Source organism: Bradyrhizobium sp. 18BD, from assembly GCF_054185225.1.
In genome coordinates, this window is the sequence record NZ_JAVAYL010000004.1 from 212,524 (window position 1) to 233,424 (window position 20,901).

General features: G+C 65.3%; 22 protein-coding genes. 13 read left to right on the top strand and 9 right to left on the bottom strand.

Features of this window, described 5'->3' with window-relative positions; all coding sequences use genetic code 11:
* Positions 1 to 23 precede the first annotated feature (23 nt).
* Together RAD16_RS09365 and RAD16_RS09370 are read left to right on the top strand one after the other, a co-directional pair.
* Positions 24 to 212, top strand: a complete 189-nt coding sequence (locus tag RAD16_RS09365) for a hypothetical protein (RefSeq protein ID WP_326899676.1) — start codon at positions 24 to 26, stop codon at positions 210 to 212.
* Between the two features lie 13 nt (positions 213 to 225).
* A complete protein-coding gene (locus tag RAD16_RS09370) occupies positions 226 to 987 on the top strand; it encodes a hypothetical protein (protein WP_458157586.1) in 762 nt (253 codons plus the stop codon).
* Here the strand turns inward: RAD16_RS09370 and RAD16_RS09375 are convergent.
* Positions 984 to 1,844: a LysR family transcriptional regulator gene (locus RAD16_RS09375; RefSeq protein WP_458157587.1), complete on the bottom strand. Its 861-nt coding sequence runs from the start codon at positions 1,842 to 1,844 to the stop codon at positions 984 to 986. The genes RAD16_RS09370 and RAD16_RS09375 overlap by 4 nt on opposite strands.
* 93 nt (positions 1,845 to 1,937) lie before the next feature.
* Here RAD16_RS09375 and RAD16_RS09380 point away from each other — a divergent pair, with 93 nt between their 5' ends.
* Positions 1,938 to 2,765: an MBL fold metallo-hydrolase gene (locus RAD16_RS09380; RefSeq protein WP_458157797.1), complete on the top strand. Its 828-nt coding sequence runs from the start codon at positions 1,938 to 1,940 to the stop codon at positions 2,763 to 2,765.
* Positions 2,766 to 2,783: 18 nt separating this feature from the next.
* Here the strand turns inward: RAD16_RS09380 and RAD16_RS09385 are convergent, their stop codons facing one another.
* The 3 genes from RAD16_RS09385 to RAD16_RS09395 all read right to left on the bottom strand — a co-directional run bounded on the left by RAD16_RS09385 (position 2,784) and on the right by RAD16_RS09395 (position 5,031).
* Positions 2,784 to 3,362: an amino acid synthesis family protein gene (locus RAD16_RS09385; protein WP_458157588.1), complete on the bottom strand. Its 579-nt coding sequence runs from the start codon at positions 3,360 to 3,362 to the stop codon at positions 2,784 to 2,786.
* Between the two features lie 8 nt (positions 3,363 to 3,370).
* Positions 3,371 to 4,234 carry a fumarylacetoacetate hydrolase family protein gene (locus tag RAD16_RS09390; RefSeq protein WP_458157589.1) on the bottom strand — a complete coding sequence of 288 codons (864 nt, stop codon included), beginning with the start codon at positions 4,232 to 4,234 and terminating at the stop codon, positions 3,371 to 3,373.
* Between the two features lie 95 nt (positions 4,235 to 4,329).
* Positions 4,330 to 5,031, bottom strand: a complete 702-nt coding sequence (locus RAD16_RS09395; protein ID WP_458157590.1) for a GntR family transcriptional regulator — start codon at positions 5,029 to 5,031, stop codon at positions 4,330 to 4,332.
* A 108-nt stretch (positions 5,032 to 5,139) separates the two neighbouring features.
* On the opposite strand from RAD16_RS09395, the gene RAD16_RS09400 reads away from it, so the two are divergent.
* From RAD16_RS09400 to RAD16_RS09430, 7 genes are all read left to right on the top strand, one after another.
* Positions 5,140 to 6,132, top strand: coding sequence for a zinc-dependent alcohol dehydrogenase family protein (locus RAD16_RS09400; protein ID WP_458157591.1), 993 nt, complete (start codon positions 5,140 to 5,142; stop codon positions 6,130 to 6,132).
* Between the two features lie 16 nt (positions 6,133 to 6,148).
* The gene (locus tag RAD16_RS09405) at positions 6,149 to 7,054 is read left to right on the top strand and encodes a VOC family protein (protein WP_458157592.1); all 906 of its coding nucleotides are present in this window, start codon (positions 6,149 to 6,151) and stop codon (positions 7,052 to 7,054) included.
* Positions 7,055 to 7,118: 64 nt separating this feature from the next.
* Entirely contained in the window at positions 7,119 to 8,096 is a 978-nt protein-coding gene (locus RAD16_RS09410; RefSeq protein WP_458157593.1) for a tripartite tricarboxylate transporter substrate binding protein, read from the top strand.
* A gap of 210 nt (positions 8,097 to 8,306) precedes the next feature.
* Positions 8,307 to 8,666 (top strand): hypothetical protein, encoded by a 360-nt coding sequence (locus tag RAD16_RS09415; RefSeq protein WP_458157594.1) that lies wholly within the window; start codon positions 8,307 to 8,309, stop codon positions 8,664 to 8,666.
* 103 nt (positions 8,667 to 8,769) lie between these two features.
* Entirely contained in the window at positions 8,770 to 9,162 is a 393-nt protein-coding gene (locus RAD16_RS09420) for a FixH family protein (protein WP_458157595.1), read from the top strand.
* Positions 9,163 to 9,245: 83 nt separating this feature from the next.
* Positions 9,246 to 10,640 carry an efflux RND transporter periplasmic adaptor subunit gene (locus RAD16_RS09425; protein WP_458157596.1) on the top strand — a complete coding sequence of 465 codons (1,395 nt, stop codon included), beginning with the start codon at positions 9,246 to 9,248 and terminating at the stop codon, positions 10,638 to 10,640.
* On the top strand, positions 10,637 to 13,807 hold the full coding sequence (locus tag RAD16_RS09430) for an efflux RND transporter permease subunit (RefSeq protein ID WP_458157597.1): 3,171 nt from the start codon (positions 10,637 to 10,639) through the stop codon (positions 13,805 to 13,807). Before RAD16_RS09425 ends, RAD16_RS09430 begins: the two co-directional genes overlap by 4 nt.
* 40 nt (positions 13,808 to 13,847) lie before the next feature.
* On the opposite strand, the gene RAD16_RS09435 is transcribed toward RAD16_RS09430, so the two are convergent.
* The 5 genes from RAD16_RS09435 to RAD16_RS09455 all read right to left on the bottom strand — a co-directional run bounded on the left by RAD16_RS09435 (position 13,848) and on the right by RAD16_RS09455 (position 17,840).
* The gene (locus RAD16_RS09435; protein WP_458157598.1) at positions 13,848 to 14,300 is read right to left on the bottom strand and encodes a DUF4399 domain-containing protein; all 453 of its coding nucleotides are present in this window, start codon (positions 14,298 to 14,300) and stop codon (positions 13,848 to 13,850) included.
* Positions 14,301 to 14,414: 114 nt separating this feature from the next.
* Complete coding sequence (locus RAD16_RS09440; RefSeq protein ID WP_458157599.1) at positions 14,415 to 15,950, bottom strand: SUMF1/EgtB/PvdO family nonheme iron enzyme; 1,536 nt, start codon at positions 15,948 to 15,950, stop codon at positions 14,415 to 14,417.
* Between the two features lie 431 nt (positions 15,951 to 16,381).
* Positions 16,382 to 16,783, bottom strand: coding sequence for an arsenate reductase (glutaredoxin) (gene arsC / locus RAD16_RS09445; protein ID WP_458157600.1), 402 nt, complete (start codon positions 16,781 to 16,783; stop codon positions 16,382 to 16,384).
* Positions 16,780 to 17,481, bottom strand: coding sequence for an aquaporin (locus tag RAD16_RS09450; RefSeq protein ID WP_458157601.1), 702 nt, complete (start codon positions 17,479 to 17,481; stop codon positions 16,780 to 16,782). The genes arsC and RAD16_RS09450 overlap by 4 nt, the downstream gene beginning before the upstream one ends.
* Complete coding sequence (locus tag RAD16_RS09455; RefSeq protein ID WP_458157602.1) at positions 17,481 to 17,840, bottom strand: ArsR/SmtB family transcription factor; 360 nt, start codon at positions 17,838 to 17,840, stop codon at positions 17,481 to 17,483. The genes RAD16_RS09450 and RAD16_RS09455 overlap by 1 nt, the downstream gene beginning before the upstream one ends.
* A 110-nt stretch (positions 17,841 to 17,950) precedes the next feature.
* On the opposite strand from RAD16_RS09455, the gene RAD16_RS09460 reads away from it, so the two are divergent.
* The 3 genes from RAD16_RS09460 to RAD16_RS09470 are packed head-to-tail and all read left to right on the top strand — an operon-like array spanning position 17,951 to position 20,901.
* Positions 17,951 to 18,268: an ArsR/SmtB family transcription factor gene (locus tag RAD16_RS09460; protein ID WP_458157603.1), complete on the top strand. Its 318-nt coding sequence runs from the start codon at positions 17,951 to 17,953 to the stop codon at positions 18,266 to 18,268.
* Positions 18,269 to 18,319: 51 nt separating this feature from the next.
* Positions 18,320 to 19,684 (top strand): NAD(P)-binding domain-containing protein, encoded by a 1,365-nt coding sequence (locus tag RAD16_RS09465; RefSeq protein ID WP_458157604.1) that lies wholly within the window; start codon positions 18,320 to 18,322, stop codon positions 19,682 to 19,684.
* Positions 19,681 to 20,901, top strand: coding sequence for an MFS transporter (locus RAD16_RS09470; protein ID WP_458157798.1), 1,221 nt, complete (start codon positions 19,681 to 19,683; stop codon positions 20,899 to 20,901). The genes RAD16_RS09465 and RAD16_RS09470 overlap by 4 nt, the downstream gene beginning before the upstream one ends.

A 20,901-nucleotide genomic window follows, 5' to 3' on the forward strand; every position in this document is an offset into this window, starting at 1 on the left:
GCGCGGCAATTGAGAGAGCTCACATGGGGACCATCATCGAATTTCCGGCCGGTCGCCGGGTAGGCTCGTCGGGGGATGTCACACCACGCGCGGATATGGGGACCGTTCTGATCCTCCCCGTCATTCGGATCGAGCGCGAGAGCGACGAAACCAGCGGCGATCGCGGGCCGGAGCAGGGCACAGCGCCGGGGCGCCGTCGTCGCCGTCGCTGATCCGGACTTTGCAATGCCGGACACCATCCGCCATATCCGGCCCTTCCTATCGGCCGTCCTGCTTGCGCTGCTCGGCGCGATGTTGGGCGCCTGCAGCGGCGGCGATTTCGGCCGCACCCGCGCCGACATGCGCAGCGACGACATGCATCGCTGGCTCGGCACTGAAGCCACCGGCAGCCTCGGCCTGAAAGCTTCCCAGTTCCAGCTCACCGACGAGGAGCGCCAGCTTCGCGACCTCGCTTATCCCATGATCGAGCCGCCGCTGTCGCGCCCCGCATGGAAGAGCGTGTTCGGCGACTACAGGGCCCTGCCGGCTCCCTGGCACCAGAAGGTGGTGTTCGACCGCACCATGTACGGCCGCACGCTGATCGACGAGCCGCATCGCTCGCATTCCTCGCGCTATGCCCAGCTGATCGAGGACGTGCGCAACGACACCACGCGCTTCGAGCCGTTCTTCGCCTCCGCGATCCGCGTCATCGATCTCGACAGGAAGCGCAATGCCACCATGGTGCGCGTCTCCGCACTCTCGCCGCAGGAGAGGGATGACGCGGTCGCGCGCATGCAGGAGAACTCGCTGATCATCCAGTGGGTGCAGCAGAGCCTCGAGCAGCGCGTCTCGTCCTATCGCTGGGCGCTGGAGCGCCTGGTGATCCAGGCGCCGGATCCCATGGCCGCCGATGCCGACCGCCTGATCGGCGAGCTCGCAGCCCAGACCGCCAACCCGCCGGTCCAGGCGCAACCGCCCTACGGCCGCGCGGTAGTTTCGAAGGGCTAGGATTTTCGCGCGCGGGGCGGCCGCTTGGCCGGCCCGGACTTGCGCCGCTGCTTCTGCAGCTTCCCGACAAAATCCTTCAGCGCGTCCGCCAGCGGCATCGACGCGCGGTAGGCGAGGCCGACGTCGCGCTTCACCTTGACCTCGATCTCGCGCACCGCGACGTCAGGATTGCCCCGCGCGACCCCTTCCGGGACGATGGCGATGCCGACGCCGGCCGCGACCAGCGCCATCGCCCAGTCCTCCGATTGCGCGATCGCCGCGGTCTGGCGCCGTTGTGCCGCGCGGGCGAAGAATTCGCTCTGCTCGCAATGGCAACGGTCGATCAGGGGAACGCCGGCGAGATCGGCGGCCCGGAGCTTCTCCTTCAGCGTCAGCGGATGTGATGGCGGCAGCGCGGCCACATAGCGCTCGCTCCACAGCGAAACGAAATGCTCGTCCGCGCGCAGCATGCTCTTCGAGATGATCCGGGCATCGGCGCGCTCGTCGCTGCCGACGAGGCGGAGCGCGATGTCGCTGCGCGCCGTCAATGGCTTCAACAGCGCGATCGTCCGGGGCACGTCGAGCGTGCGCATCAGCCCAAGGGTGAGTGCGGTCTTGCTCGCCGGCTTCCTGAACAGGCTGCGCGCCGCGTCGGTCTCGTCGATGATGCGGCGGGCGAGGGCGTGAAACTGCTCGGCCGAGGCGGTCGGCGCGACGCCCTTCTTGTGCCGGATGAACAGCGTGGTGCCGAGCTCGGCCTCCAGATTGGTGATCGCGGTCGAGATCGACGGCTGCGACACGAAGCATGCACGCGCCGCTGCGGTCAGGTTGCGTTCGCGGTAGACGGCGGCGAAATAGCGAAGCTCGCGGATGTCCATAGGATAAACCTAGAGATAATATCAATAGTCGATATTTTACCTATGGATCGCGTGATGGCAAGAACGCTCCCGTCACAACAGCGGGGACGCGCGATGAAGATCCACCACCTCAACACCGGCACGATGTGCCCGATGGGCCGCCGTCTCGTGAACGGCACCGGCAGCCTGTTCCAGCGCGCCCGCCTGGTCTGCCATTGCCTGCTGGTGGAGACCAATGACGGGCTCGCCCTGGTCGACACCGGCATCGGCCTCGGCGATATCGCGACACCCGAACGGCTGGGACGGCGATGGGTGCGCCAGACCGCGCCAAAGCTCGACCCTTCGGAGACGGCGGTCGAGCAGGTGAAGGCGCTCGGCTATTCCCCCGACGACGTGCGGCACGTGCTGCTGACGCATCTCGATCGCGATCACGCCGGCGGCGTGCCGGATTTCCCGCGCGCTGCGATCCACGTCCATCGCGCCGAATACGACATGGCGGTCGAGCGCAAGCCGGCGCCGCCCGCAGGGCGCTATGTCACGGGACAGTGGAGCCATGGTCCGCGCTGGACATTCTATGGCGAAGCCGGCGAGGGCTGGTTCGGCTTCAAGGGCGTGCGCGCGCTCGGCGACACCGAGGCCGACATCCTGATGATCCCGCTCGCCGGCCACACGCTCGGCCATTGCGGCATCGCGGTGCGATCAGGCGACGCCTGGCTGCTGCATGCCGGCGACAGCTATTTCCACCACGCCCAGCTCGACGCATCGCCGCGCGTGCCGCTGATGCTCGGCTTCTTCCAGCGCAAGGGCGACATGGACCGCAAGATGCGGATCGCCAACCAGGCGCGGCTGCGCGCGCTGAAGCAAGAGCACGGCGACCGCGTCAGGATCGTCAACAGCCACGATCCCGTGGATTATGAGAACTGTCGCTGCGGCGGGCATTGAGCGCGGGCCGGTCCGTCGTCAGCGCTGCCCGTCATGCACGGAGATGTCGGATGCCTTGAGGCCGCCGATGCGGGCATGGGGGCGGCCGCCGGTGGCCATCACGAGCCCGAAGGCGATCTCGTCGCGCCGTGGCGCATCCCACAATGTCATCTCCGCGGTGCCGAAATGGCTGCGGACATAGGCGGCATGGATGTGACCGAGCGGCACCATCAGGCGCGTGCCGGGCCCGCCAATGGTCTTCGCCGCAGGGACGATCGCCTTGGGCTGGCCGAGCACCTCGCGCATGCCATGGCCGCCGGCCTCGTGCCAGACGGCGCCATGCTCGAGCTCGCCGTCCTCGCCGACGATGATGCCCTTGCCATAGGCCTCGATGCGCGCGGCGCCGCCGAGCTGCGCGATCAGCCCGCTTGCGAGCTCGCGCCCGAGCTCACGCAACGAGGCCTGGAACGGCATCAGGTCCGGCTCGTAGCGGCCGGCGAAGGGATTGCGGATCACCGCAATGGCGGTGCCGACCAGCAGCGGCGTCTCCAGCCGCGGGCCGCGCTCGTGCCGGATCGTTTCGACGCTGAGCGCGGTCTTGCGAATGTCGTGCGACATGGGCGGCTCTAGGCTTCGTCGACGACGGGATTGCGCAGCACGCCGATGTTCTCGATCTCGACCTCGACCACGTCGCCGGGCTTGAGGAAGACCGGCGGCTTGCGGGTGAAACCGACGCCGGCCGGCGTGCCTGTTGCGATGACGTCGCCGGGGACGAGGTCGAAAATGGTCGAGCAATATTCGATCAGCCGCGGGATCGAGAAGATCAGCATCGACGTGTCCGAGGACTGCACCACCGCGCCGTTGACGCGCGTCTCGAGCTTCAGCCTGGTGGGGTCGCCGATCTCGTCGGGCGTGACCAGCCACGGTCCGAACGGGCCGGTGCCGACGAAGTTCTTGCCGGAGGCGATCTGCTGCGCGTGGCGCTGCCAGTCGCGCACGCTGACGTCGTTGTAGATCGAGTAACCCGCGACGTGGCTCCAGGCGTCGGCCTGGCTGATGTGGCGGCCGCCCTTGCCGATGACGACGGCAAGCTCGCCCTCCCAGTCGAAATTGTCGGACACCTTCGGTCGGATCACCGGCGCGTTGTGCGCGACCTGGGAGCGCCAGACCCGCAGGAAGATCGGCGGAAACTCCGTGATCTCGCGCTTCATGCCGAACGCCACCGCCTCGTTGTGGTGGTCGAGATAGTTGCGCACGGCGCAGACGATCTTCTCGGGCCGCGGGATCACCGGCAGATATTTGAGGTCGCTCAGCGCCAGCGTGGGCTTGTGGGCCGCGACGATGGCCGCGCGCCGCGCATAATCGTCGCTGCCGAGGAAGTCCGCGAGCGTGGGGTACTGGGGCAGGGCGCGGCCGAGGTCCACGACACCGTTTTCGACAACGGCCCCCCAGCTTTCCCGGTTTCCGTCCAAGAACGACAGCAGCTTCATGGTTTTCGCCCCAAGGTTATGACTTTCGATCTAACGTATTATTTTCGAAAATCTACCGGCGCGCAAGCCCGCCGGTGCGAAAATGCGGCTCTGGCCTATTCGGCGTCGAGCAGGTGGGCGGCATATTTGGCGACGTTGTCGGAGGTCGAGCGGATATGCGTCTCAATCAGTTGTACGGCGAGATCGGCATTGCGCGAGATCGCGGCCTGCATGATCGCCTGGTGCTCGCCGGCCTTGTCGCGCGGACGCGGCCGGAAACTGGCCGATAGATGCCGGTAGCGCTCGGCGCGATCGAACAGCTCGGCGCGAATGGCGAGCAGCGTCGCCGAGCCGCAGGCCGACACCAGCGCCTGGTGGAATTGGCGATGGGCGATCTTCCATTCGGGGTCGCGCAGCGGATGCTCGGGATCGCGCTGCTCGATCCGCTTCAAACGGTGCAGCGTCGAAATGACGGCGATCTCCCAGTCGTCATTACCCTTTTCGATCGCGCGGCGGATCAATTCCACCTCGATCAGCACCCTGGCGTCGGTGACCTCGACCAGATCCTGGCGGCTGACCGGCGCCACGCGAAATCCGCGCTGCTCCTGCGCGTCGACCAGCCCTTCGGCGGCGAGCGCGGTCAGCGCCTCGCGCAGCGTCGTGAAGCTCGCGCGGAACCGTTCGCGCAGGACGTCGAAGCGCAGCGGCTCGCCCGGCGGCAGGGCGCAGGCAATGATCTCCTCGCGCAGCCGATGGGTGATGTCGGCGGCGATGGTCTTGCCGAATTCCTTGCGGGGGCGAATGGCGCTGTCGGGCATGGCTTTGCCAGTGAATCGATGCCTCAAGATGCCGCGCCAACGACCATCTTGCAATAATTTTCGTAAACGATATTATTTTCGAAAATATGGTCTAGGGAGCAATGAATCATGAGGGCAGTGCTGGTGCGTCAGCCGGGCGGGCCAGATGCACTTGAGATGGTCGAGCTTCCGGTGCCTGTGCCGGGGCCCAAGCAGGTGCAGATCCGGGCCGAGGCGTTCGGGGTCGGGCAGCCGGACGTGCTGATCCGGCGCGGCGTCTACAAATGGATGCCGCCTTTGCCGGCCAACCCCGGCAATGACGTCGCCGGCCGCATCTCTGCGCTTGGACCCGGCGTCGAGGGCTTTGCCGCCGGCCAGAAGGTACTGCTGAGCGCGCGCGATCTGTCGCAGCGCGGCGGCTGCTACGCCGATTATGTGGTCGCGCCGGCGGACGCGGTCCACGCGCTGCCCGACCATGCCGATCTGCGGGCGGCCGTATGCCTGTCGAACTACCAGGTCGCCTATGCGCTGCTGCACGAGTGCCGCCATCCGCGCGCCCCCGCAAGCGTGCTGGTGATCGGCGCCGCCGGTGGTGTCGGCACCGCGCTGGTGCAACTGGCCAAGCTCGCCGGGATGACCGTGATCGGCACGGTCTCGACCGAGGAGAAGGCCGCGTTTGCGAAGGCGAACGGCGCCGACCACATCATCTTCTACCGAAGCGAGGACGTGGTGGCGCGGACGCGCGAGCTGATGAAGGGCGAGGGCGTCGGCCTCGTGCTCGATCACGTCTGCGGGCCGGAGTTCACCGGCTATCTCGGCGCGCTCGGGAAATGGGGCACGCTGCTGTCCTACAACGCCTTTGCCGGATTGCCGGAAGAGAATTTGATGGCGGCGATGCGCGACCATCTCGACATCTGTCCGGCGATCCGCTGCTTCTCCTTCCACATCTATGACCACGATCGCGACGGCCGCCGCGCCCTGATGCGCAGCGTGATCGATGCGCTGAGCCAGAATGCGATCAAGCCGGCGATCTCGGCGGTGCTGAAGCTCGACGAGGTCAGGAAAGCGCATACGCTGCTGGAGCAGGGCTCCGCGCTCGGCAAGATCATCATGACGCCATGAGGGGGTGGACGCACCGATGACCACACAAGCACCCATTGCGCGCTTCACCCGGCTGCGGCACGCGACCTTCACCTCGCCTGATCCGGAGCGGCTGCTTGACTATTATCGTGGCGTGATCGGGCTTGGTCTCGTCGCCCGCGATGGCAAGCGTCTCTTTCTTGCCAATGATTCCGAGCAGCTCTCGCTCGTGATCGAGCCCGGCGAGGCCGCGCTCAAAAGCATCGCCTTCGAGATCTCGCCCGCTGTCGAGATCGAGGCGCTGGGCGCCGCGCTGAAACAGGCCGATCTGCGGCCCGAGCTTCACAGCGATCCCTTGCCCGGCATTTCCAGGCTGCTGTCGTTCAGCGATCCTGAAGGGACGCGCTTCGAGTTGATCCAGGGCTGGACGCCGACGCCGGCGCAGGAGCGGATCGGCGCGCTCGCCGTCACCAAGCTCGGCCATGTCGCGCTTCGCACGCCCGATCCGCAGGCGGCCTCGAAGTTCTATGCTGACGTCATGGGGCTGCGTGTCTCCGACTGGATCGAGGACCGCTTCGTCTTCATGCGCAGCGGCTTCGAGCATCACACGCTGAATTTTGCGCGCGCTCCTGTGCGCAGTCTGCACCATTTCGCTTTCGAGCTGCGGGGACCCGCCCACATGCATCAGGCCTGCGATCATCTCGCGCGGCACAAGCTGCCGGTGCTCTGGGGGCCGGTTCGTCATGGCCCCGGGCACAACACCGCGATCTATCACCGCAATCCCGACGGGCATCTGGTCGAGCTGTTTCACGATCTCGATCGCATGACCGACGAGGAGCTCGGCTATTTCGAGCCGCGCCCGTGGCACCGCGATCGTCCGCAGCGGCCGAAAGTGTGGGTCGGCCTGCCGCGCGACGTCTGGGGCATGGCGCCTTCACCTGAATGTACGGAGTTCGCGCGCTAGCTAGGGCACGAAGACGCCGCGCGCGTTGCGGCCAAAGACATAACAATCAAAGGGAGACGCATCCATGCGACGGATGAAGCGGCTTGCTGCGGCCATTTTTCTGCTGGGCGGTTGTCTTGCAACCACCCCAGTGCCGGCGGACAACTATCCGTCGCGCCCGATCCGGCTGCTGCACGGATTTGCCGCGGGCGGCGCGGCCGACACGCTGTCGCGCATCGTCGCCGACGGGCTCTCGAAGAAGCTCGGCCAGCCCATCATCGTCGAGGCCAAGCCCGGCGCCGGCGGCAACATCGCGGCGGATGCGATCGCGAAGGCGGCGCCCGACGGCTACACGCTCGGCCTCGTCACCGGTGCCCACGCGATTTCGGCGGCGACCTACAAGAGCCTCGCCTACCAGCCGGCCGAGAGTTTCGAGATGATCTCGACGCTGGTCTATTACGCGCTCGTCATCGCCGTGCGCAGCGACCATCCGGCAAGGTCGCTGGGCGAGCTCATCGCGATCGCCAAGGAGAAGCCCGGCGCGCTGAGCTTCGGATCGGTCGGCTTCGGCAGCACGCATCACCTTGCCGGAGAGCTGCTGAACGCGTCTGCCGGCGTCGAGATCGTGCATGTGCCCTATCGCGGCGATGCGCAGTCGGTCACCGCGCTGCTCGGCGGCGAAGTCCCTGTCATCGTCGGCACGCCCGTGCTGCTGGCCCCGCAGATCCAGAGCGGCGCGATCCGCGGCCTTGCGGTGACCTCGCCGGCGCGCACCGCGCTGTTGCCCAATGTCCCCAGCGTTCAGGAGGCCGGCATCAAGGGGTATGACGTGCGCACCTGGGCGGGCCTGCTGGCGCCGAAGGGAACGCCGCCCGCGATCATGGCGACGCTCAACGCCGCGACGCTCGAAGTCCTCAGGGATCCTGACATCAGGCAGCGCCTGGAGACGGCCGTCGGCGGCGAGGTCCGCGGCAGCTCGCCGGAGGAGATGAAGGCGCTGATCGCGGCCGAGATCACCAAATGGTCGGCCGTGGTGGAGCGGGCGAAGATCCCGAAGATCTGAGCCGGGGAGGGGAAACCCTATCGCGCCTCGAGAGATTGCCTGCAGGGCGTCAATCCGAAAAGCCGATGAATCAGCGCGAGAAGAGGCGACCGCCGAGATAGTTAATTGGGAGCCTCGGTCACGGATGCTTGACCGCGATCAAGGACTGTTTTCGCTGCCCGGATATGGTACTGAGGCCGAGTTCCGGCGCCCAGAGGGTAAGTCTCATCGATGCGGTTCGTTCGTACCATCCTGGCATTTGCCATCGCCATATCCCTGGCGATGCTGCCCGTTGGTGTGTCCGCGGCCGAGATCGCGATGTCGCCGGACAACCTGCAGACGACCATGGGCGGCGATGCCGAGATGTCGATGGACGAGTGTTGTCCCGACATGAAGGGAACAGGCTCGCACACCGGCGGCTACAAGTGCGGGATGGGTTTCTGCTGCATCGGCGGGATCGTCGCGCTCGGTGACGTCAGGCCCGTCGCCTTCGAACATCTTGCCGTTGCGGCGAGCACGATGGCCATCCCTGAGGATCAGGTCGCCTCCTACCGCGGCGGCAGTCCTCCCTTCCGACCTCCTCGAATCTGATCTCGCAAAGCCTGAAGACGCGAGCAGCAGGGCTGCTCGCGACGACGACTGACGTGCGCGCACGATGCGCCGCGGCGGAAGATCAATTCATGAGGACTGGACAATGCTTGCCAAATTCAGCACCGCGGCTCTCGCCGCCACCCTTTCGCTTGCCGCTTCCGCCGCGATGGCGGGCGCCGGAGACTACAATTTCGAGCCGGTTAATCCGCAAATGAAGAAGGGCGAGGACGTCACGCTCACCGTTCGCCTGACCAACAGGCAAACCGGCAAGCCGGTGTCCGACGCCGTCATCTTCAAGACCCGTGTCGACATGGCCCCGGACGGGATGGCCGAGATGGAGTCGGCGGTCGCACCGCTGCCGTCGAAGGAGCCCGGCGTCTACGCCTTCAGGACGGACCTGCCGATGGCCGGCCGCTACCAGGTGACGCTGTCCGTGAAGGTGCAGGGCGAACCGGAGACCGTCACCGGCAAGGTGATCGTCACGGCGACCAAGTGAGCGCTCGGGCGCTGCTGGGCGGCGCCCGACATTCCCTCTTCCATTGACACGGACGCGCGCTCCCGGGTGCGCGGAGACACGCCATGAAAACGCTGCGTCTTCTGACGATTTTCGTGCTGGGCGGCAGCCTCGCCTTCGGATACACGAAGGGCGAGTTCGCGCCGCCTGCGGCGGCCGCGGACCGAGCGCCGCTCTACTACCGCGACCCCTCAGGCGCGCCGCTGTGGTCCGCGGGTCCCAGGAAGGACGACCGCGGGCGCGACTATCTGCCGGTCTATGACGACGCTCAGGCGCTCCCGGTGGAGACCAAGCCGCAGCCGCAGCCGGAGCCCTCGCGAAAAATCCTGTACTACCGCAATCCCATGGGCCTGCCGGATACCTCGCCCGTGCCGAAGAAGGATTCGATGGGGATGAGCTATGTCCCCGTCTACGAAGGCGACGATGTCGACGACGGCACGGTCAAACTCTCGCCCGGCAGGATCCAGCGCACCGGCGTGAAGTCCGAGCCGGTCGCGCGGCGCGCCATCCGCGTCGCGGTGAAGGCGCCCGGCACCATCCAGCTCGATGAGCGCCGCGTCTCCGTCATCGCGATGCGCGCCGAGAGTTTCGTGCAGAAGGTTTCCGATGTGACCACCGGCACGCGCGTGAAGGCCGGGCAGCCGCTGATGGAGATCTACAGTTCCGCGGTCGCCTCCGCGGCGGCCGAATATCTCGCGACCATCACCTCCAAGACGGTCGGCGGCGTCGAGATGTACGGCCGCGGCGCGCGGCAGCGGCTGGTCAATCTCGACGTTCCCGAATCCGCCATCGCGGAAATGGACAGGACGCATACCGCGCCCGTCACGCTGCGCTGGTCGGCGCCGCGCGACGGCGTCGTGCTCGAACGCAACGCGATCGAGGGCATGCGGGCCAATCCCGGCGACGTACTGTTTCGTATCGCCGACACCTCGGTGGTCTGGGCACTGGTCGACGTGGCCGAACGCGATCTCGGCAATGTCGCGGTCGGGCAGTCCGTGGCGGTGCGCGCGCGGAGCTTTCCCGGCCGGAGCTTCAGCGGCAGGATCGCACTCGTCTATCCGCAGGTGAACCGCGACACGCGAACCGTCCGTGTCAGGATCGAGCTCGCCAATCCCGACGCTGTGCTGCTGCCGGACATGTATGTCGATGCCGACATCGATACGGCTGATGCCGCGCCCGTGCTGGCGGTGCCCGATAGTTCGGTGCTCGACACCGGCCGCCGGCAGGCCGTCCTCGTCGACAAGGGAGAAGGGCGCTTCGAGCCGCGCGAGGTGAAGCTCGGCCGGCGCGGCGGCGGCTACGTCGAGGTGCGAGATGGTCTTGCCGACGGCGAGGCGGTGGTCACCTCCGCCAACTTCCTGATCGATGCGGAGAGCAATCTGAAGGCCGCGCTGAAAGGCTTTGCGGAAGGTGCGCCCCGCGCCAACGGCTCCGAGCCCGCGATGGGAGATCGCAAATGATCGCCCGCATCATCGCCTGGTCGGCGCGCAACCTGCTGCTGGTGCTGTTCGGCACCGGATTCGCGGCCGCCGCCGGCCTCTATGCGCTGGTTCATCTTCCGCTGGATGCGATCCCGGATCTCTCGGACACGCAGGTCATCGTCTACACAGAGTATCCCGGCCAGGCGCCGCAGGTGATCGAGGATCAGGTCACCTATCCGCTGACGACGGCGATGCTGACGGTGCCGAAATCGAAGGTCGTGCGCGGCTTCTCGTTCTTCGGCGTGTCGTTCGTCTACGTGATCTTCGAGGACGGCACCGACATCTACTGGGCGCGCTCGCGCGTCATGGAGTTTCTCAACGGTGCGGCCTCGCGGCTTCCTGCCGGGGTGACCCCAACCATCGGGCCCGACGCGACCGGCGTCGGCTGGGTCTACCAGTATGCGGTGATATCCAAGGAATTGAACCTGGCGGACACCCGCACGATCCAGGACTGGAATCTGAAATTCGCGCTGGCCAAGGCCGAAGGCGTTGCCGAGGTCGCCGGCATCGGCGGCTTCGTCAAGCAGTACAATGTGGTCCTCGACCCGCAGCGGATGCGCGACCGCGGCATCAGCATGCAGAAGATCCGCGAGGCGATCCGCGCCAGCAATTCCGACGTCGGCGGCCGCACCGTCGAGCTTTCGGAGTTTGAATACGTCATCCGCGGGAGGGGCTACATCAAGAGCATCAATGATCTCGGCAACATCGTGCTGAAGACCTCTGGCGGCACGCCGGTGCTGCTGCGCGACGTCGCCAGCGTCGAGCTTGGTCCCGACGAGCGGCGCGGCATTGCCGAGCTGAACGGCGAGGGCGAGGTCGCAAGCGGCATCGTGCTGCAGCGTTTCGGCGTCAACGCCCTCGACGTCATCGAGAACGTCAAGAAGCGGTTCAACGAGATCGCGAGCAGCCTTCCCAAGTCGGTCGAGATCGTGCCGGTGTACGACCGGTCCAACCTGATCTATGCGGCGATCGATACGCTCAAGCACACCCTGTTCGAGGAGAGCATCGTCGTCGCGCTCGTCTGCATCGTGTTCCTGCTGCACGTCCGCAGCGCGCTGGTTGCGATCCTGATGCTGCCAGTGGGCGTGCTGATGGCGTTCGGCGCCATGAAGCTGCTCGGGCTCGGCTCCAACATCATGAGCCTCGGCGGCATCGCGATCGCGATCGGCGCCATGGTGGACGCCGCAATCGTCATGATCGAGAACGCCCACAAGCACCTCGAACGTGCCGGGCCCGGTCAGTCGCGCGTCCAGGTCCTGATCGATGCCGCGTCCGAGGTCGGCCCCGCGCTGTTTTTCAGCCTGCTGATCATCACGGTGTCGTTCATGCCGATCTTCACGCTGGAGTCGCAGGAGGGACGGCTGTTCAGCCCGCTGGCATTCACCAAGACCTTTTCGATGGCCGCGGCGGCCTTGCTGTCCGTCACGCTGGTGCCGGCGCTGATGGTGATCTTCGTTCGCGGCAGGATCGTCCCCGAGAGCAGGAACATCATCAACCGTTTCCTGATCTGGGTCTACCGTCCCGTGATCAGGGGCGTTCTGCGTGCCAAGACGCTGGTAATCCTGGCATCGCTCGCCGTGCTCGCGGTGACGATCTGGCCGGCGCGGCAGCTCGGCACTGAGTTTATGCCGACGCTGGACGAAGGCACGCTGCTCTACATGCCGACGACGCTGCCCGGCATCTCGGTCACTAAAGCGGCCGAGCTGATGCAGATGCAGGACCGGATCATCAAGTCTTTCCCGGAAGTCGCCTCGGTCTATGGCAAGGCGGGACGCGCTGCGACCGCGACCGATCCTGCGCCGACGGAAATGTTCGAGACGATCGTCAATCTGAAGCCGAAGGAGCAGTGGCGCGCGGGCGTCACCGTCGACGGCCTGATCGCCGAGATGGACAAGGCGCTGCAATTCCCCGGCGTGTCCAACGCCTGGACCATGCCGATCAAGGCGCGCATCGACATGCTGTCCACCGGCATCCGCACGCCTGTCGGCGTCAAGGTGATGGGTACCGATCTCGTCGAGATCGATCGGCTGGCGAAGCAGATCGAGCGCGTCATCAAGACCGTCCCCGGCACCTCGTCGGCCTACGCCGAGCGCGGCATCGGCGGCTACTATCTCGAGATCGTGCCGGACCGCGAAGCGCTCGCCCGCTACGGCATCCTGATCCAGGACGTTCAGGACACCATCGCGGCCGCGCTCGGCGGCCAGACGGTCACGACGACCGTGGAAGGCCGGCAGCGCTTCACGGTGAACATGCGCTATCCACGTGACCTCAGGGACAATCCCGCGGCGATCGCCAGCGACATCCTGGTGCCGATGCCGGCGGGCGGCGCGGTGCCGCTCGGCGAGGTGGCCAAGGTCGAGCTGGCTAGGGGACCGACGTCGATCCGAACCGAGAACGGGCAGCTCTCGACGTATATTTACGTCGACATCAGGGATCGCGACATCGGCAGCTACGTCGCCGACGCGCAGCGCGCGGTGACGGACAGCATCCAGTTTCCGCCCGGATACTACGTGGTCTGGAGCGGCCAGTACGAATATCTGCAGCGCGCCGCCGCGCGCCTGAAGATCGTGGTGCCCGTGACGCTCGCGATCATCTTCCTGCTGCTGTATCTGAACTTCAGGGCGATGACCGAAACCCTGATCGTGATGCTGTCGCTGCCGTTCGCGCTGGTCGGCGGCATCTGGATGATGTGGTGGCTCGGCTTCAACCTGTCCGTCGCCGTCGCCGTCGGCTTCATCGCGCTCGCCGGCGTCGCCGCCGAGACCGGCGTCGTGATGCTGATCTATCTCGATCACGCGCTGGCCGAGATGAAGGCCATGCGAGATGCCGAAGGTCGGCGCCTCACGCGCCGCGATCTAAATGACGCCACCATGGTCGGCGCCGTCGAGCGCGTCCGGCCCAAGATGATGACCGTCGTCGCCATCATGGCGGGCCTGCTGCCGATCATGTGGAGCACCGGCGCCGGATCGGAGATCATGCAGCGCATTGCGGTGCCGATGATCGGCGGCATGCTGTCATCGACGCTGCTGACGCTGATCGTGATCCCCGCGATCTTCGGCCTGGTGAAGGGGCGGGGGCTGCCGCCGGGCGAGCGTGCGACCTCTGAGGAAGAACATCCGCTGCGCACGCCGCAGGCCGCCGAATAGGCGTTGTCAGGAAATCGAATATTTTGCCGATCCGGGCTTGCTATTTACCTTGCCGCGCTGAAACCGGCGGCCTGACGCGTATGGTGATCTTCTCCGATACGATCGGCGGCTCGAACGGATAGTGCTTGGCGTCCCCCAGCACCAGTTGGAGCGTGTGAGTCCCGGGCGGAAGCTCGAGGAACGTTTCGGTCTGCCCCGCGCCGAAATGCAGATGCGATTTGTCCTGCAGAATCGGCTCCTTGGGATCGATGGGGTCGCTGACGTCGATCAGCAGATGATGATGGCCTGCGTTCTGGTAGTCATCGCCCGCATGCGTCACACCCATGTTGCGCAAGCCGAACCGAACCCAGAACCCGGCACGGATCTTCTGCCCGTCATGGGGCGTGATGAAATAGAGCTTTGCGTCCTTGGGGGCGGCCTTGCCCTGTGGATAGGCGACAGCCGGCAGCAATGCGAGCATCGCCGACAGCGCAAGGCAGCGCAGGATTTGCATCAGACCTACTCCCCGCAACTAAAGCATGATCCGGAAAAGTGCGCAGCGGTTTTTCGAAACGATCATGCTCAAACAACAACCCAAAGTGACGATTCATCCTCATCTCATCGCGCTTTAAGGATCGAGCGCGACGCGGAAGCCGTGAGTCGGGTATCGAACATTGGTGTCGTAGCCATCGCGATTTGACGCCCGGACATATCTGGAATCGTTTTTCCAGGAGCCCGAGCGCAGGACATGCGACGTGCAGTCCGGGCCGCGCCATGCCGATCCGTCGCCAGGCGCACCCTGATACGTCTTATGCCAGCAATCCTCGACCCACTGATCGACGGCACCACCCATGTCGTAGAGTCCGAATGGATTGGGTTTGAAGCTGCCCACTTTCGCCGGCTGCTCGGCCGCGGCATCGCCGCAATCCTTGCACCCGGCCATGCCGGGCTGAAGCTTGTCGCCCCACCAATATTTGGTTTGCGTTCCGCCGCGCGCGGCATATTCCCATTCAGCTTCGCTCGGAAGGCGATAGGCCTTCTTCGTCGTCTGCGCCAGCCAAGCGACATATTGCTGCGCGTCGGTCCAACTCACATTGGTGACCGGCGCATCGTCCCGGCCGCTGGCGGTGAAGCCGCAGGCCTTGGCCGCCGCGCAAGCGTTCCACTCCTGAACCGTCACTGGATATTTGCCGATCGAGAACGGCTTGATTGTGGTCTGGTGAACAGGCCGCTCGGTCGGATCATCATTGCTGCCCATTGCGAAGCTACCGCCGCGAATGGCGATCATCTCGGGCTCGCGAACGGGCGCCGCCGTTGGGCTCGGCGCTGGGGCGGGCGGTGAGGGCGACGCAGCCGGCGAGGGCGACGGCTGCGGCATCGGCGCCGCCGCTTGGCGTTCTGGAGTCGGCGGTGACTGCGCAGGCGACGGAGCAGGAGAGGCGGTCGGCATGGCGACCTGCTCGCCCACTTTCCCGCGCGGCAAAGCCAGCAGATACCACAGCGCGCCGGCGGCAATGATCAGCAGCGTGATGCCCAGGAGAAAGATCAGGGCATTCTCGCGGCGGCCGCGCGTCCTGCCGACCGCGTCGGCATCCGGCAGTACGCGATAAACGCGCACGGGATCGGTGATGTTCTTGACCTTGCGATCCCCAAGCGACTCGTAACCACACACGACCTTGTGCTTGATCTGCTCGTAGATCGCGCCTGAGATGTAGACCTGCCCCGGTTCGGCAAGGCCCTCGATGCGTGTGGCGATGTTGACACCGTCGCCGTAGACATCGTCCGGCTCCACAATGACGTCGCCGAGATTGACGCCGATCCGGTACTCGATCCGCGAATGCTTGGGGAGCGAGGCGTTACGGCCGATCAGGTTCTGCTGGATGACGATGCTGCATCGAACGGCTTCGACGGGGCTGTCGAAGATGGCGATGAAGCCATCGCCCGTCGTCTTCACGAGGCTTCCATGATGCTCGACGATGCTGGGCTGGATGAGGTCCCGCTCGATCCGCTTCACGCGGACGTGCGTGCCTTCCTCGTCGGCTTGCATCAAGCGACTGTAGGAGGCGATATCGCCGACGATGATCGCTGCAAGACGACGCGGCCCCACTCCCTGCGGAGGCGGCTCATCCTGACTTCCCGATCTGAAGTTGCGAATTTCGCCCATAGCGGGGACTCCACAAACTTTCGAACGCGAGAGCCCAGCCTACAACAGCCTAATGCGACCGTCTGTGAAGGCTATCACATTGACAAACCGAGACAATGATGAACTCCCCGCGTTCGGGGGAGCGAAGTCATCGCATCGATTGAACCTTTTTGGCTTGGCACGGACAAAGGCTCGACGCGGAACCGGCCCCGTCCAGCTCTCCAGGAGCACTGCAGGTGATCGGATCAGGCCCGTCACTCCTGGAACCTCGGCGCTTACAAATCGATGGCGCAAGCTGACCGCAGGTGGAACCAGAGAAATCTGCTGACCCGGGCTGCTTCTGGTGCGACATGAAATGCCCGCGGCTGATTTCTCCGCGTGGGTGAGACGAACTTTTGATGTTGCCAGTCCAGTTTTGCCCGCCGAGTCACGCCTCACCAGTCAGCGCCGGCCTAACGCGCCTCCACCACCTCGCCGTCCTCCTTCACGAAGCGGCCGACGGGATTGTCCAGGAGATCGACGACGGCTTCGGAGGGACGGCACAGGCGCGTGCCCTTTGGCGTCACCACGATCGGACGGTTGATCAGGATGGGATGCGCGAGCATCTGGTTGATCAGCTCGTCATCGGACCATTTGGGATCGTCGAGGCCAAGGTCCTTGTAGGGCGTCCCCTTCTCGCGCAGCAACGCGCGGACCGATAATCCCATCGCCGCGACCAGTTGCTTGAGCGTTTCGCGTGATGGCGGCGTCTTCAGATATTCGATCACGACAGGCTCGATGCCGCTTTGCCGGATCATCGCCAGCGTGTTGCGCGAGGTGCCGCAGTTGGGGTTGTGATAGATCGTGATGCTCATCGGGTTGTCTCTGCGATTGGGACAGGGCCGCGGACCCTGGTCCGTCCAAGCAGCCAATTCATCAACAGCAAGCCGGCGAAAGCTCCGCAGAGCTCCGCCAGGATGAATCCGGGCAGGTCGGTGGGACGAATGCCCGAGAACGTGTTTGTCAGCGATCTCGCAATGGCGACCGCCGGATTGGCGAACGATGTCGAGGCCGTGAACCAATAGGCCGCGGTGATGTAGAGGCCGACAAGCCAGGAGACCGCTGTCCGCTGAAAGCGGACGCCGGCCAGGATCGTCGCGACCAGCCCGAAGGCGGCGACGGCTTCGGCCAGCCATTGCGGCCCGCCCGTTCGAACCTTCGTCGAGAGATCGAGCAGGGGCAGTCCGAACATCAGGTGTGCGGCCATCGTCCCCACGATGCCACCGGCGATCTGCGCAATCACATAGAGCATCGCTTCGTTCACCGGCAGCTCGCGTTTCCCGGTGAAGACGAGTGTGACCGCCGGATTGAAATGCGCGCCGGAGATCGGGCCGAGCACCGTAATGAGGACAACGAGAATGGCGCCAGTCGGTAGGGTGTTGCAGAGGAGCACAAGGGCAACATCCTTGGTCAGCGTCTCCGCCATGATGCCGGAGCCGACAACGGTGGCGACGAGAATGCCGGTGCCGAGCGCTTCGGCTGCAAGGCGTCGCGAAAGGTCGAAATTGTCCATCAGCGCGCTCGCTCCTTTCGTTTTGGCGAGCAGCAGGACTGCAGGGTCTCGACGACGGGTTCACAAACCTCTGGCCGGCCGCCGCAGCAGTCGCGGAGCAGGAAAACGGCAACGTCGCGAAATTCGCCGAGGTTGGCGCGGTAGACGATCGATCGGCTGTGCCGTTCGGACGATACGAGACGCGCGCGGCTCAGGATCGACAGATGCGCCGACAGCGTGTTCTGGGGGACTTCCAACAGGCGGGCGAGGTCGCCGGCGGCAAGACCATCAGGCTCGTGCCTGACCAGCGTCTGGAAGGCCTCCAGACGGGTCGGTTGGGCCAGCGCTGCAAGCGCGAGGACAGCTTCTTCCGTTTCCATATATCCAGACTTATGGAATTATGGAGAGGGCGTCAATCGGAAATCCTGCTATTTCGAATATTCTAGAAATATCGTTGACGGCCGGCGTGAAGAGGCGCAGCTTTGCACCCATGAAGATCGCCGACGCAGCAGCACGTCTGGAAGCCTTGGGTAATCAAACCCGGCTCCAGATTTATCGGGCCCTGGTCCGGGCCGGGCACCCGGGCATGCCCGTGGGCCGCCTGCAGGACAAGCTGAAGATTCCAGCATCGACGCTGTCGCATCACATCAAGACATTGGTTGCGGTCGGGCTCGTCAGTCAGGTCCGGGAATCCACCACCCTGATCTGCCATGCGAACTTCGATGCGATGCGGGGGCTGGTCGATTTTCTCGCAGCGGAGTGCTGTGCAGACGAAGTCGGATGCAAGGACACGCAGACGGCGGCGTGACTTTGTCATCATCCATTCTTCGATGATTCTAGAAAGATGGGAGAAGTCGGAATGAACGTCAAGACGGTTGCCATCATCGGAGCAGGGCCGGTCGGTCTCGCTGCGGCCGCGCATGTGCTCGAACGCGGCATGTCTCCGATCGTGCTCGAGGCCGGACCCGAGGCCGCGCACGCGATCCGCAGGTGGCAGCACGTCCAGCTCTTCTCGCCGTGGGAATACAATGTCGACAAGGCGGCAGCGCGCCTGCTTGCGCCGACGGGATGGAATTCGCCGGACCCTCAGTCCTATCCGACCGGCGGCGAACTGATTGACCGATATCTCGATCCTCTCGCAGCACGCACACCGCTTCGCGAGGCGATCCGGACCTCCAGCCGTGTCACCGGCATCAGCCGGGTCGGCTTCGACAAGGCGAAGACGAAGGGCCGGGAGCAGGCGCCCTTCGAAATCCGCTATCAGAATGGCAAAGGCCCCGAGGTGTTGCGCGCCGATGCCGTCATCGACGCATCAGGCACATGGTTCTCGCCCAATCCCGCCGGCAGCAACGGCTTGCCCGCGATTGGTGAACGCGAGCGAGCGGACCGCATCGCCTATGGCATGCCGGATGTGCGCGGCGCCGATCGCGCCAGATATGCCGGCAAGACCGTTGCCGTTCTCGGCGCCGGCCATTCCGCTGTGGGCACGCTGATCGATCTCGTGCAGCTCGCGAACGAGGTGCCCGGCACGGAAAGCATCTGGCTGTTGCGCGGCGCCGATCCGGCAAAGGCTTTTGGCGGCGGCAGCAACGACAAGCTGGCGGCGCGGGGCGAGCTGGGCTCCACCTTCGCCGCACTCGTGGCGGCTGGGAAAATCAGGGTCGAGACCGAATTTGGCGTTACGCATCTTTCGGACTCGGAAGGTCGTCTCAAGATTTCTGCCGGCACCTGCTGCGGCGCGCGGAGCGTGGTTGCGGATGAGCTGGTCGTCTCGAGCGGTTTTCGTCCCGATCATTCGTTCCTGTCCGAGCTGCGGCTCCGGCTCGATCCGGCCATCGAGGCGCCCGCCGCCCTCGCGCCGCTCATCGATCCCAATGAGCATAGCTGCGGCACGGTTCGTCCGCACGGCGCGCGCGAACTCGCGCATGACGAACCGGGCTTCTATCTGGCCGGCATGAAATCCTACGGCCGCGCGCCGACCTTCCTGATGATGACCGGCTACGAACAGGTCCGCTCGATCGTCGCCGATATCGCCGGCGACAAGGAAGCTGCGGCTCGCGTCGAGCTCGTGCTGCCGGAGACCGGGGTCTGCACGCGTGGCGGCGTCGAGCCGGGGGCCGCAGCGGGATGCTGCGGCGGTCCGGCCAAGGAAGAGGTCTCGGCCTGCTGTGCCGCCGACGAAACAGCGAAGAAGGCTGGCGGCGCAGGGTGTGGCTGCTCATGACGCAAAGTCTCGTGGGTTGGGCAGGGCGTCCGCTCGGCGTCGTGATCTCGCTCGGCACAACGCAAACCATCGCGTGGGCATCGAGTTACTATCTTCCAGCGGTGCTGGCGGCTCCGATCTCGCGGGATCTTGGCCTCGCACCGACCTATGTGTTTGCGGCGCTATCGAGTGCGCTCGTCATCTCCGGACTTCTCGGGCCGCGCGTCGGTCATGCGATCGACAGGTTTGGCGGGCGTTATCTGCTTGTGGCGTCGAACGCGGTGTTCGCCGCAGGCTTGCTGCTGCTGTCGAGTGCCCATGGCGTGGTGATGCTGATGGCCGCGTGGATGATGCTCGGGATCGGCATGGGCACGGGTCTCTATGAGGCGGCATTCGCGACACTGACGCGCATCTACGGCACCGGCGCGCGCAAGTCCATCACCGGCATCACGCTGATCGCCGGCTTTGCCAGCACCGTCGGCTGGCCGCTGACGACGTGGCTGGATGCCGAGTACGGATGGCGTGCGGCCTGCCAGATGTGGGCGGTCATCCACATCTGCCTCGCCTTGCCGCTCAATCTCTCGCTGCCGCGCGCCACGCCGCTCGGAGAGGCCGCCCGGCCGGTGTCCGGAGCAAGCCAGCCTGCTGAACGCCAAAGCGAGGCTTTTGCGATGGGCGTGCTGGCCTACATGTTCGCGGCAGCAAGCTTCGTCAGTTCGGGCGTTTCGGCAATTCTGCCTTCGATGCTGGTCGCGTTTGGAGCAACGCCGGCTCACGCTTTACTCGCGGGAACGTTGGTCGGCCCCGCCCAGGTCGGGGCTCGCCTGTTGGAAGCGGGCTTCCTCGGCCGATTTCATCCGCTGTTGTCGGCGAGGCTGGCCATGCTCCTGAACCCGATCGGTGTTGTCACGTTGATCGCAGGAGGCTCGTTGTTTGCGCCGGTTTTCGCCGTTCTCTACGGAGCCGGCAACGGGATCATCACGATCGCACGTGGTACGCTGCCGTTGGCGCTGTTTGGCCCGGTGGGGTTCGGGAAGCGTGTCGGCATGATTTCGCTCCCGTCTCGGCTGACGGGGGCTGCCGCGCCGCTGCTGCTGGGACTGATGGTGGAGTATATCGGTCGCGGCGCGCTCTGGATCAGTGCGCTCGCCTCGCTCTCGGCATTCTCAGCGCTTCTGCTGCTCCGCGCAAATCAGACAGCATCAGGACCCATCCAGGTGGGAGGACAAAATTCATAG